12 protein-coding genes, 1 tRNA gene and 1 pseudogene are annotated in these 10927 nt (G+C 49.0%); 6 read left to right on the top strand and 8 right to left on the bottom strand.

The window, feature by feature from the left end:
- Nucleotides 1-145 precede the first annotated feature (145 nt).
- Nucleotides 146-225 (top strand) — tRNA-Leu (locus HMPREF1548_RS14460).
- A 166-nt stretch (nt 226-391) separates the two neighbouring features.
- On the opposite strand, the pseudogene HMPREF1548_RS30545 reads toward HMPREF1548_RS14460, so the two are convergent.
- Nucleotides 392-529: pseudogene (locus HMPREF1548_RS30545) on the bottom strand (replication initiator protein A); the annotation flags it as partial.
- Nucleotides 530-797: 268 nt separating this feature from the next.
- Between HMPREF1548_RS30545 and HMPREF1548_RS14450 the strand changes: the two are divergent.
- The 3 genes from HMPREF1548_RS14450 to HMPREF1548_RS29990 all read left to right on the top strand — a co-directional run bounded on the left by HMPREF1548_RS14450 (nt 798) and on the right by HMPREF1548_RS29990 (nt 2167).
- Complete coding sequence (locus HMPREF1548_RS14450) at nt 798-1082, top strand: hypothetical protein (RefSeq protein WP_021636984.1); 285 nt, start codon at nt 798-800, stop codon at nt 1080-1082.
- Nucleotides 1083-1096: 14 nt separating this feature from the next.
- A complete protein-coding gene (locus HMPREF1548_RS14445) occupies nt 1097-1714 on the top strand; it encodes a hypothetical protein (RefSeq protein WP_021636983.1) in 618 nt (205 codons plus the stop codon).
- Nucleotides 1715-1885: 171 nt separating this feature from the next.
- Nucleotides 1886-2167, top strand: coding sequence for a hypothetical protein (locus HMPREF1548_RS29990; protein ID WP_021636982.1), 282 nt, complete (start codon nt 1886-1888; stop codon nt 2165-2167).
- A gap of 24 nt (nt 2168-2191) precedes the next feature.
- Here HMPREF1548_RS29990 and HMPREF1548_RS14440 read toward each other — a convergent pair whose 3' ends face one another.
- Together HMPREF1548_RS14440 and HMPREF1548_RS14435 are read right to left on the bottom strand one after the other, a co-directional pair.
- Nucleotides 2192-2887 carry a nuclease-related domain-containing protein gene (locus tag HMPREF1548_RS14440; protein ID WP_021636981.1) on the bottom strand — a complete coding sequence of 232 codons (696 nt, stop codon included), beginning with the start codon at nt 2885-2887 and terminating at the stop codon, nt 2192-2194.
- Between the two features lie 75 nt (nt 2888-2962).
- On the bottom strand, nt 2963-4282 hold the full coding sequence (locus HMPREF1548_RS14435; RefSeq protein WP_021636980.1) for an SGNH/GDSL hydrolase family protein: 1320 nt from the start codon (nt 4280-4282) through the stop codon (nt 2963-2965).
- A 488-nt stretch (nt 4283-4770) separates the two neighbouring features.
- Here HMPREF1548_RS14435 and HMPREF1548_RS14425 point away from each other — a divergent pair, with 488 nt between their 5' ends.
- Complete coding sequence (locus HMPREF1548_RS14425; RefSeq protein WP_021636978.1) at nt 4771-5154, top strand: SdpI family protein; 384 nt, start codon at nt 4771-4773, stop codon at nt 5152-5154.
- A gap of 20 nt (nt 5155-5174) precedes the next feature.
- Here the strand turns inward: HMPREF1548_RS14425 and HMPREF1548_RS14420 are convergent, their stop codons facing one another.
- From HMPREF1548_RS14420 to HMPREF1548_RS14405, 4 genes are all read right to left on the bottom strand, one after another.
- Nucleotides 5175-6590, bottom strand: coding sequence for a leucine-rich repeat domain-containing protein (locus HMPREF1548_RS14420; RefSeq protein WP_021636977.1), 1416 nt, complete (start codon nt 6588-6590; stop codon nt 5175-5177).
- 85 nt (nt 6591-6675) lie between these two features.
- Nucleotides 6676-7449, bottom strand: a complete 774-nt coding sequence (locus HMPREF1548_RS14415; protein ID WP_021636976.1) for an inositol monophosphatase family protein — start codon at nt 7447-7449, stop codon at nt 6676-6678.
- A gap of 216 nt (nt 7450-7665) precedes the next feature.
- A complete protein-coding gene (locus tag HMPREF1548_RS14410; protein ID WP_243003263.1) occupies nt 7666-8430 on the bottom strand; it encodes a MerR family transcriptional regulator in 765 nt (254 codons plus the stop codon).
- Nucleotides 8431-8590: 160 nt separating this feature from the next.
- The gene (locus HMPREF1548_RS14405; RefSeq protein ID WP_021636974.1) at nt 8591-9025 is read right to left on the bottom strand and encodes a 2-thiouracil desulfurase family protein; all 435 of its coding nucleotides are present in this window, start codon (nt 9023-9025) and stop codon (nt 8591-8593) included.
- A 224-nt stretch (nt 9026-9249) separates the two neighbouring features.
- Here HMPREF1548_RS14405 and HMPREF1548_RS14400 point away from each other — a divergent pair, with 224 nt between their 5' ends.
- The gene (locus HMPREF1548_RS14400; RefSeq protein ID WP_021636973.1) at nt 9250-9966 is read left to right on the top strand and encodes a hypothetical protein; all 717 of its coding nucleotides are present in this window, start codon (nt 9250-9252) and stop codon (nt 9964-9966) included.
- A gap of 19 nt (nt 9967-9985) precedes the next feature.
- On the opposite strand, the gene HMPREF1548_RS14395 is transcribed toward HMPREF1548_RS14400, so the two are convergent.
- Complete coding sequence (locus HMPREF1548_RS14395; protein ID WP_021636972.1) at nt 9986-10876, bottom strand: tocopherol cyclase family protein; 891 nt, start codon at nt 10874-10876, stop codon at nt 9986-9988.
- Nucleotides 10877-10927: the final 51 nt, after the last annotated feature.

The following is a 10927-nucleotide window of genomic DNA, read 5'->3' as shown; positions in this document are numbered from 1 at the left end:
ACGTTTTCTCACGGTTTGCGCAGTGAATGCACAAACCTGCCTGAACTGTTACAAATTCTGTCAACTGTTCTGCAAACCATCTTGACAACAGGAAAACCGTCACGGTATAATAATGGACGTGACAGCATAGCTTATGCTGCAAGCTGCGGTTATGGCGGAATTGGCAGACGCGCCAGATTTAGGTTCTGGTGGGAGACCGTGCAGGTTCAAGTCCTGTTAGCCGCATCAGATAATGATAATCCGAACCCGGTTCCAATTGGGGATGGCTTCGGATTTTTAGTATATCTTAAGTGCTAAAGCAAAAACGGCGGTATCGTGAGTGATACCGCCGTTGCTGTTTCAGTTCTGCCAGCACCTCCGGCGGGATACGGTCAATAAGGAAGTCTGCCGCCCGCCGAAGGATAAAGGCGTACAGCAGCTTCGCTTCGTTGCTCAAAGGCTGGAATGTAGGTGTTTCAAAGAGAAAATTCGGGAGCCGGGTAAAGCGGAATACCTTTTCCTGCTGATGAATATAAATGGTGTTTGTCATAGTGTATTTTGCGGACGGTTAGAAGCCCGTTCTCCGGAGGAGTTGGTACTTGATACCACCAGCCCCGGTTGTGGGTTTGTAAAGCCCGATAAATCAAGTTTTTTCCTGCCTAACAGTCCACAGCAGACCTCCTTTTCCGTTCACTTTCTGAATGGAATTGTGGACGCTGTGAGTTCAACGATTATGAAGCAGCACACCCCCGGCTTGACCGACCCGCAGTTAAGGCAGTAAATTACCGTCCATAGACGAGGACAGCTTTTGCCGCTATGTGATACAGCAGGACATAAACGAGATTGCCTTTGACCTGCGAGAAGCCCACAGGAACAATTTTTTCAGAGTTCCAGAGGACAACCCGCTGAAAGGATTTTTACCGTCTGTTGATGAAGCCGCCAGTGAGGACAGCGACCCAGAGCAAGCATCTTTGGCGTTTATATGTAAACGGCTCAAGCTGAATTACAGGAAGCTGTCAGCAGAAGAAAGGAAGTTGCTGAAAAAGATTGCAGAGAAATCAGACTTGCTGAAAAATCCAACCCCACAACGAGGGACGAAGTAAAATGAGGAGGTTTTATGGTGAAACGGATATGGGCATTGTTACTGTGTGTGGTAATGAGTATTTCGTTGAGTGCCTGTGCAGAAAATAACTTAGACCGAATGTATATTGAAGAAGCACAGTTGACAGAAGAAGAAAAAAATATTGCCGAACTATTGGGATTAAATCAAGAATACCGTCTGTATGATTTTTCCATAGATGATACTGTGAAAAGTATGCAAATAAACATCTATGAATTAATTGATGGAGAATGGCATATAATCGCAGGTGGTGGTGGGCAAGCATTCGAGGATTCGGAAGGACGGATTGCTCTCGGCTTTGATAATGTCGCAGACGGATTGAGAATTGCCGTACAAAGTGAACATAATAGTGGTTCGACATCATATTTCAAAGAAAGCAAGAATGATATTACTGGTATGGGCTATGCTACTTCTACTTTGAGCGATAAACAGAAAATTGTTTACGACCAAGAAATTCCGTTAGTGATACAGATAATAACTTCTAAAAACGAAGTACATTCCTATGTAGTTGATTATTTTTTCCAACCAGAGGAATACGAAAAATATGATTACGAATATGTATATGCTATCACTGTCCTTTTTAGCCAAAAACCAGTGAGTGAATTAGCAAACTAACTTCTAAGATTATGAAACATAAATGCGCCGCCGTTGACAGTCCTGCCGCCTTTGCAGACGGGTAATCAAGGCGGGAAAGCCCTAAAATGACTTCCCGCCCATTTTAATTTTTACAGGAGTGTGTCTACAAGTTAGGGACATTTTGTCCCAAAGTTCGGCGTGAGACGAGGAATGGGGGCTTTCATATACGCTCTGTCTGCTGATAAAACCAGCCCTGCACTTGCGGCCCACACCACGCAATCACAGCCCTGTTTTCTTGCCGCTTCAATCCCTTTGCCCTCCCCGGCGGCAACATCATTTTACGGCAACGCCGACAGAGCGTATAACACACTACACTTTGCAAGGGCCGGTCTTGCGGAGGTTGAGGGTTCGGATTTATCTGTACTCGGTGCATTATTAAAAAGCTCAGTATTTACAGGGATTAATGTAAATACTGAGCTTTTCTTATTTTAAAGAATAATAACTTTACTAACTTTTTCACCGTCGTCCCCATGTTGAAACAGCCTGTATGGAGCTGTATCTTCCGCCGGTGGACTTCACCTTGCCGGAGACACTCAGCCGGTCATATATCTCATCAATGACCTGAGGGGCCAGGAATTTTCTGGCGCTGCGCACCATACCGTAGATGGTATAGGATAATTGACGGGCAAGAATAATTTTGGACGTATTATCGGAAAGTCCCGCGTTTTCAAGTTCACAGGAATTTCCGAAGACTGCCAGGGAAAAATAAGGCAGCCACTTCATGTCGGGAAGCTCCTTCTGAAGGCGGGCAATGCAGGCCTCATTTTTCAGAAGAGGGTTGTAGAAATAGTTTTTATAAGAGGTCAGCTGACTGGCGCAGAGGGTCTGTACCCAGTACTCTTCCTCCGGATTACCGGAAATCCAGCCCTGGTAATCCTTGGCTTCCACAACGTATATGCCTGTCTCGTGTATCATGATGATATCCGCGGCAAAAGCCTCTGCGTTCTCCATGTAACGCCAGTTCACAAGAATTTTCTTGTAACCGCCCACATCCCTTAGTATGCGGAGGACCTCCCCGCTGCATTTACGTTCTCCGCCATAGGTGACATCATAATAAGAGCTGTGCGACAGTTTGTTTCTGTCCAGCTTATTGTAAAGGTGATTTCTGTATAGGTAGATTAAAACCAAAATCAGGCAAAGCACTGACAGCATTCAATCCTCCTGGTTGTTTACGGGTACCGCCCCGGTTGTTTTACAGGTATCCGCCGGTGCCTCAAAAAGCAATGCTTATGAAGGATACCAGGCATTCTGCAAAAGCACCGATGTTACATAATTCGCCATTTTTGTCGAACCTTCTTTATTTGGGTGGGTTCCGTCGCTGGTATAATGGTTCAGCTCGTAAACCTCCATACCGCAATTGTGCACATCTATCACAGGAATACCATAAGCCGCGGCAATTGCCTTAATCCGGCTGTTGAAGTCGGCAATGGTATTTCCTTTTTCATTCACCCTGGGATGATCCCCTGAATTGGCCTCTGTGAGCGTCATACAATAAATCCGGGAGACCGGGTAGGTGCGAAGAAGCTTCTGAAGCATAAGCTCATAGGCCTCCGAAAAATTAACGTAATATTTCTCACCGCGTCCTGTGGGAACTCCGTCAAATTTACCCAGTTCCATCGCCCGGAAGAAATCGTTTGCTCCCATATAAACAAGAATGATATCCGGCGAGGTTCCATAAGGTCCTTTCAGGTCATTGATTCTGCGGTCGCTGCAGCCGGCGCTGGAATGCTCATCCTTGGAATCCCCGCAAACCGTGCTTGCGGAATAGGAACCGTTTGCAGCAAGGCGCATCCCTGTATTGTAAAGCACCTGCATCCACCAGGTCTGTGTCACATCCTTCACATCATTATTTGCCTCAGGGTAAAAGCATGCATAGCCATCGGGAATATATCCCTGATAGGTGGAAATGCTGTCTCCCAGGACGGATACGCTCAGCCCCTTCAGCGGTGTCTGCGCAGGTGAGGATAACAAGCCTGCGGCAATCAGCCTTCCATTGGGTACCGTACCAGCCTGGGCCTGCTGGGCCAGCATAGTATCCGCCTGCTCCTGCAGCTGTCTGGCAGCTGCCTGCGCTTCCTCCTGTGTCTTTGCAGCCTGCGCGGCGGCTTCTTCCTGTAGCTTTGCTGCCTGCGCGGCGGCTTCCTCCTGTGCCTTTGCAGCCTGTGCTGCCGCTTCTGCCTGTGCTTTCTGTATCTGTGCCGCGGCTTCCTCCTGCAGCTTCTGCCACTGGGCTGCTGTTTCTTCCTGGAGCTTCCGTGCTGCTTCCTGAGCCGACGCTTCCGCCTGGGCAGCCTCTACGGCCTCCCTGGCCTGCTGCTCCGAAAGAGCCTGCTGGTAAGCGGCAAGCTGAGCCGCATATTCTTCCTGCGCCCGGCGATAAGCCTCGGCCTGTGAAGCTGCTACCTCCTGCTGCCCCGCTGCGGCCTGCTGCTCTGCCGATGCCTGCGGCACCTGGGCAGATGCCGTTAAGTTTGCTAAGTTTGATGTGAACAGGCAGCTGACACTGAGCGCCGCTGCCAGAAACGTAAATTTTGTCTTTTTTCTCATTGCAAATCCACTGGAAAATATCGACCCCCGATATTCCCATCCTCCTTGTTTTTGCGGAGCAAAATGCGAGCCCTCTGCGGGCAGAGGATTTTCCTCCTTATTCTGACTGTCTGTTGATGTCCGGCGCCTTATCCTGTTACAACTGCATGTATTCGCAGTCATATGGCGCCCTGTCTGAATTTGCACCTATTATATCAGTATTTTCTCCTTGTGTGAACCGTCAATTTTACCGAAAGCAAAAAGCGGGATCCCCAGCCTGCTATACCGGCTTAAGATCCCCTCCTTCTGTCATTATTTCTTTTTTACAGGAAACCACAGTTCGATATAACCATATTCTGCCGTGCCGCATTTTCCTTAATGACAGATGACAACAGGACACAGGCGGATTATAATCAATCTCAGACACAGTCCAAATGCCGGTACCCGCAATAAGGGCAGTCCCTAAATTACCGGAAATTTTCCGAACTTTAAGATGAAAGGCGGTTATTATGTGGTTCTGGATATTCATGTTTCTCTGCAATTTACTGATTCCTCTGTTTATGGCTGGCTTCGGCCGGGTTATGCTGAAGCATCCGCCTAAGGAAATCAACAATTTCTTCGGATATCGCACTGCAATGTCCCGGAAGAACAGGGACACCTGGGATTTTGCCCATGCACTGTGCGGAAAAATATGGTGGAAAGCAGGATGGCTCCTGCTGATTCCCTCCATTTTGGTTCAGCTTCCTTTTATACACAGTGATGAGGACACCGTCGGCCTTGTCAGCCTGCTTTTATGTATCGTTCAGTGTGCTGTGCTGATCGGTTCCATTTACCCGGTTGAACGGGCATTAAAGAAAACCTTTCACCCGGACGGAACGAGAAAACAGGGGTAGCAATACCGGCTTCCTGCCGTTCAGCGGATTTCCTCCGCATTTATCATCAGGCTCTTGATCTGCCCGGCGGCGATTACCGGCGCGGCATCCACATTTTTATGGCAGTTAATCCAGAGCGTTTCCAGGTTGGGAAGCCCGGCAAATACGGAGATATCTTTGATACCTGGCAGGATAATCATAACCGAACGCAGGCTGTCCATCCCCTGGAATACGCTGATATCCTTAATTTCCGGATAAGACTCGCCCCACATCATCAGTTCCTCCAGCTGCGGCATCCCGTTAAGAAAATCCAGATTGGAAAGCTTTGGCGATACCATAAGGTTCAGGTATTTTAATTTTTTCAGCCCGGACAGCGGGGAAACATCGGTAAAATCCCGCACCTCAAAGGTGAGGGACACCAGATTGCCAAACTCCTGCAAATCCTCAAGGGTACGGATAGTCAGCCCGTCCGAAGGGATTTCCATCATCCGGTCTCCCATTCCAATCCGGTAAAAATCTCCCAGCCAGCCCACTACATAAAAGGACTCATAACGGTCCAAATCACTGGACATCACCGGACCGCTATCTTTTTCCAGAAGGGCGCGGACAATCGTCTCAATCCCCTTATCCTTCCATTTGATTTCATAATCCGACGCGCTTCTTTCCAATGACGGGAAATACGGCGCCTCTGCGTCCATATAATATGCAACTATTGCAAAGGGATTATGCAGATATGGGTAAGGCCAGTTTTCCTGCCCCATTCCCTGCGCTTTTACGCCTTCCCTCTGCCCTGCCTTCCCCAGCTCGCGGAAGGATCGCGCGGCTCCCATGGTGATTTCCCGGCAGTCTGCGGCGGAATAGGGATTGACGCCGATGAATTCCGCCATATAATTATCACCGAAGCAGTAGCAGACCGTGACATACCAGCTGCCATCCACCTGGCTTCCGGCAAATTCCACCACATAAATCGTGCTCTCCCCATTTCCCTGCTTCGTATAAAAATCTATGGCTTCCAGATTATTTCCAAGCACCTCTTCTGCGGATTGTTCCAGGGCTTTCTTCGTATCCTCCCAATTCTGGGTAAAGGTGCTCTTTTCCGGCACTGTCGGCCGCACATCCACAAGAAGCACCGCATCGGAATTGGGAAACCAGATTCCCCAGGGTATGCTGTCAGGCCCCGGGCCTGTGGTCCATTGCCCAGAAACATTGAAGCCATAGGCTTCTGTCTGCATAATATCAAAGCCGGTCTGTGCCGGGCGGGCAATGGGTTCCTCCACAAGCATTACCGGCAGAAGCGCAGCACGCTCCGCAGCGCCTCGGGGCCGTGGCAGGCAGGCCGCCTGTGCGGGCCTTTTCCCCTGTTCCGGTAAAAGAGAGGACTGGGGAAAAGCATTATTCATTCCCGTCAGAGCCATCACCATCCCCATAATCAGCGCCGTTAATTTTATCAGCAGCATACTGTGCCCTCCCTTCTGTCCTTGTTCCCAGGCCGGCCTGTTAAATACACAGACTTAAATACACTGGCTTGCTTCAAACCAACGGTTAATTAATATATTGATCTACAAGAAGCTGCCCGATAGGGCCGTTGCTCCCCACAATACTTCCTTTTTCCCAGGGGACAGGCTTTTCTCCCTGAAAACCGGTCACCGTGCCGCCCGCTTCTTCAATGAGCAGAAGCCCCGCCGCATAATCCCAGGGTTTCAGGTTCATTTCAAAAAAAGCGTCCAGCCGGCCGCAGGCAACATAGGCAAGCTCGATGGCTGCGGAGCCTATCCGCCGGATATCCTGACAGTCCAGGAACACCTTTTTGAATATTTCAAAATTCCGATCCGCATATTCATGCTCATAGGGCGTGGTTCCGATGGATATCAGGCTGTCAGCCATTGTTTCCGCACGGCTGACATGGATGGGCTCTCCGTTCAGGAAAGCGCCTTCCCCCTTCACTGCCGTAAAAACCTCATCGGAAAAGGGCTGGTAAATCACGCCGCATACCATTTCTCCCCTTCTGCACAACCCCAGAGATACGGCGCTGTTTCTGAAATCATGAATCAGGTTCGTCGTCCCGTCCACCGGATCCAGAATCCATATATCCGCGTTAAAATCTATCTCACTGTTATCCTTTTCTTCACCCATAAACTGTATCCGGGGCCATTCTTTATGAAGCTGCTCCCTCAGGTATTCCTGAACCCGGAAATCCACCTGGGTCACATAATCCGATACGCCCTTTACGGTTACCTGTGAAACCGCCTGCTTATCCGTAAGCAGCCCTTTTGTCCCTTTCACCAGGGCAACCAGCTTATTCATATCAATTTTCATGGCATTTCATCCTCCTGTACCTTCAGCATAGCACAAAGCCGCAGGATAAGGAACTGCCAACAGCAATAAATTAACTTCTTGAAATTAACTATTCAATTCAGCCCGCACAGGCTTTAGTAATAAGCATTTGCGGGCTGAATTGTCATGCTGATGATGGGCAGCTGCCAGGTGATATCCTGCGGCTTTATCTATGCTTCGTTTTGTACTTCAGGCTTTTTATCCGTTGTTTTTTCTGCGGCTCACATAACAGGCAATCGCTTTCGACATCTGCTCCGCCGTTCCTTCTCCGAAACGGTCGATGTTCTCCGTAAAACGTTCGTCGGCTGTGTACATCTGTCCAAGGCCCTCCAGAATCTCATCCGTACAAGTATAATATCTGGCGCTGATAAAATCCTGCCATTTTGCCACCAGCGCCTGCACCTCCTCAGACTCCGGCGCAAGCTCCCTGCTCTGCGCAAAAGCCTGCATGATGGAATCGCTTTCCTTCATCACTGCCTCCCATTCCCCGTTGCTGTAGCCGTCCGTGCGTTTTTTACTCTCCTGCCAGGCCTGGGTATGGCCCCAGCGTTCTTTGGCTTCCTCTGCATATTTTTCCTTGCAGCGTTCAATTTCGCTACTGTCAAATTCCTGAAAACTCATCTCTTTTTCTCCTTCCATTCTTCGTTCCGTCAGGGCAATCAGACGTTCCAGCCGCTCCTTCTTTTTTTTCAGGAGTTCATGCTGCGCCCTTAATGCCTCATTTCTGTCAAAGGAAGGGGAATCCAGCATTTCCTTAATCTGTGACAACGGAAAATCCAGTTCACGGAAAAACAGGATCTGGGAAAGCCGTTCCATATCCTTTTCCCCGTACAGGCGGTAGCCCGCATCCGTTACCGTTTCCGGCCGCAGAAGGCCGATCTGGTCATAATAATGAAGCGTCCTTATAGTCACTCCCGTCATTTTCGCTGCCTCGTTGATTTTCATCTGCATTCCTTTATCCATCCTTTTCTTCATTCATTGGGGACCGGTTCCGTTCTGAATGAGTTCAGTGTAATCTATGACGCAGCGTCAAAGTCAAATGTTTTTTTTGATTTCTGATTTTTTTAAAAAAAGCGGAATCATTAAGGCGCTATGTTAATGCCCCCGGGAAGTCCCGCAGCAGCTACAGGCGTGCAAGCCTGTCCGTCTGCGTTTCCCCGATAATTATAAGCCCTTCCCGGCTGAGGAGCCCGGCAAGCACGCCGTTTCCCTCCACCAGCCCTCCGTCAAAAAGGCCGTTATGTACTTTTCCGAAGCCACAGGCCGGGCTGCGCTCCTTGAGAATTGCCGCTTCGCAGTTAAATAAACGGGCCAGCTTCAAAATCTCCCGCGCGCCCTTCTCATATTGCTGCGTTACGTCCGCGCCCTCAGCATTGATTACCTTCCCGTCAAGAATTTCCGCCGGCGGACGGGGTGTGGGAAGCCCTCCGAAGGCTTCCGGGCAGATCGGTATCAGATGATGCCTTTCTTTTAATTCTTCCAGTATAGGAAGCAGGCAGCCGGTTCCGTCATACCGGCAGTCCACTCCAAGAAGACAGGCGCTTACAAGTATGTTCATTTTGGGGTTCCTCCTGATTCTTTTGCAGCTAAATGCGCTGGCCTGCTGAACAGTTACGATACTTCATTATAAACGGAACTGACAAGAAATCCAAGTGTCAGGGCCCGGGGAAGTTCTCTTTTAACCGAAACAGATTGTATTTGGCCACACAATTATATATAATTCTTTTATAGACATCTGGTACTGGTTAAAGTATCAGCAAAAAATTAAAAGGGGGATTTTATATGAAGTTCAAAAAAATGAAGGGGATTGTGTTGGGGATTGTTTTATTCACCATGAGTTCATTGACTGTGACGGCTGCGCCGATGGTGCAGGCGCCATTTACGGCTGCCCAGCTGGTTGATCAGTCAAAAGCAGCCCTGGCCGGCGTTTCTTCCTATCACGTGGAAAGTGTGGAATCCATTGAAATGACATATTCCCTCACCCCACAGGTGAATTTTTTCCACAGTATAACAACCCAGCTGACCGCCAATCCTTCCTGTATATACTATCAGGCTGTAGAAAGCACTACCACCGGTGGAAATACGGAAGCGGCAAGCCTGGAAAGGTACACCGCCTTTGAGGGAAACGTCATGAAAGAATATACAAGCAAAAACAATCTGCAGTGGACGTTAAAATCCCGTCGAGCCAAGCAGGGAGTCACCGGTTTCAGTATGCAGGATTCTTTCACCTTGCTTAAATCCAGTCCCGGGCTGACCGGAATTCCGGTTTATACTGATGGAACGATATACCAATATACCCTTTCTTCAGATGATGTTGCACAAATCTATACCTTTGACGCCGCATCCATGCTTCTTATCAGTATCCATGGTGTAATTCCCGGCAAAAACGACGGCATACAAAATATTACCAACCGCTTGGACTATGTCATTACCTATAACATGTATGATGCCTTTGGCGTCCCGGCGGAAATAGCCGGTGCCGCAATACCCGTTTCATAAGGCGTATTTAAAAATTGCCCTAACGCAGCCGGTTCGTTCCGGTATCAAATTCCGCGCTGCCCATACCCAGATGATCAAATATAAGCTTTCCGTCCAGCCAGAACCGGCACCATACGGTGCATACCAGATTTTCCTTGATAAAACGGTTCATTGAGCCCTGGACCGGCGCTTTCAGATGCTGTCCTTCCGCTGGTTTTACCCGGATGGACAGCATCATTTTTCCCTGGCGGAGCAGCACTTCATTTTCACAGAATTTCAAAATCCTCACGCCGCGGTAGGTTGCCAGCCGGTATTCCTTTCCCCGGTAATAAACAAATGCGATGCAGCCCGGGAAATGGCCTCCCAGGAAGGGGATGTCGGCTACCGATACCATGAGGCTGCATTCCTGCCTGTCATACCAGCCGGACTGGCACCAGAAATAATAGGAAGGGAAGGAAGAGCCCCAGTCCTTTTCAATATAGCCTCTTCCTCCATGGAAATTATAGGTATCGCCATTGACCTTTAAGCTTCCTCTTGTCTTGTGGCACATGCTCACCACGCCGTGGCGGCATTGCAGGAAGGGTACATAGCGGAAGGGGCCCATAATATCACTTTTCAGGGCCGTCAAACCAGCGTATCGGATCCGGCCCTCTATTTTTATGGTCCGGCCGTCTTTCTCTTTATTTAAGGACACCCGGATGCCCCGGGGAGAAAAATAATTGTTTCCTATCTGTATCGTATCCTTCTTCCCGAAAACCTTTACCGCATCCAGCGGGAAATTAAAGTTCCAGGCCGCTTCCTCCGTAATCACCTGCACCGAAGCATATCCGGGAGCATCCGCCGGAAAATGAAAAGCAGGAATCAGGGCAGCCGCGCGGCTGCCTTTTTCCTGCTTGAAATACCATCCTTTAAAAAAACCTTTCCCTGCCATAGGCACCTCCGTCTCTTTTTCAGAAGCTGCTGCTTCCGGAAAGACAATTTC

It is taken from the genome of Clostridium sp. KLE 1755, assembly GCF_000466465.2.
GTDB classification, from domain to species: Bacteria; Bacillota; Clostridia; order Lachnospirales; family Lachnospiraceae; genus Eisenbergiella; species Eisenbergiella porci.
The sequence above is the reverse complement of the archived record's forward strand: the minus strand, read 5'-3'. Positions and strand labels throughout refer to the sequence as shown.

Bases quoted from the DNA above. Each gene is read 5' to 3' on its own strand.
- HMPREF1548_RS14395 (WP_021636972.1), bottom strand. From the start codon at position 10,876: ATGGCAGGGAAAGGTTTTTTTAAAGGATGGTATTTCAAGCAGGAAAAA.
- HMPREF1548_RS14440 (WP_021636981.1), bottom strand. From the start codon at position 2,887: ATGCTGTCAGTGCTTTGCCTGATTTTGGTTTTAATCTACCTATACAGA.
- HMPREF1548_RS14400 (WP_021636973.1), top strand. From the start codon at position 9,250: ATGAAGTTCAAAAAAATGAAGGGGATTGTGTTGGGGATTGTTTTATTC.
- HMPREF1548_RS29990 (WP_021636982.1), top strand. From the start codon at position 1,886: ATGGGGGCTTTCATATACGCTCTGTCTGCTGATAAAACCAGCCCTGCA.
- HMPREF1548_RS14420 (WP_021636977.1), bottom strand. From the start codon at position 6,590: ATGCTGCTGATAAAATTAACGGCGCTGATTATGGGGATGGTGATGGCT.
- HMPREF1548_RS14425 (WP_021636978.1), top strand. From the start codon at position 4,771: ATGTGGTTCTGGATATTCATGTTTCTCTGCAATTTACTGATTCCTCTG.
- HMPREF1548_RS14445 (WP_021636983.1), top strand. From the start codon at position 1,097: ATGGTGAAACGGATATGGGCATTGTTACTGTGTGTGGTAATGAGTATT.
- HMPREF1548_RS14410 (WP_243003263.1), bottom strand. From the start codon at position 8,430: ATGGATAAAGGAATGCAGATGAAAATCAACGAGGCAGCGAAAATGACG.
- HMPREF1548_RS14405 (WP_021636974.1), bottom strand. From the start codon at position 9,025: ATGAACATACTTGTAAGCGCCTGTCTTCTTGGAGTGGACTGCCGGTAT.
- HMPREF1548_RS14435 (WP_021636980.1), bottom strand. From the start codon at position 4,282: ATGAGAAAAAAGACAAAATTTACGTTTCTGGCAGCGGCGCTCAGTGTC.
- HMPREF1548_RS14415 (WP_021636976.1), bottom strand. From the start codon at position 7,449: ATGAAAATTGATATGAATAAGCTGGTTGCCCTGGTGAAAGGGACAAAA.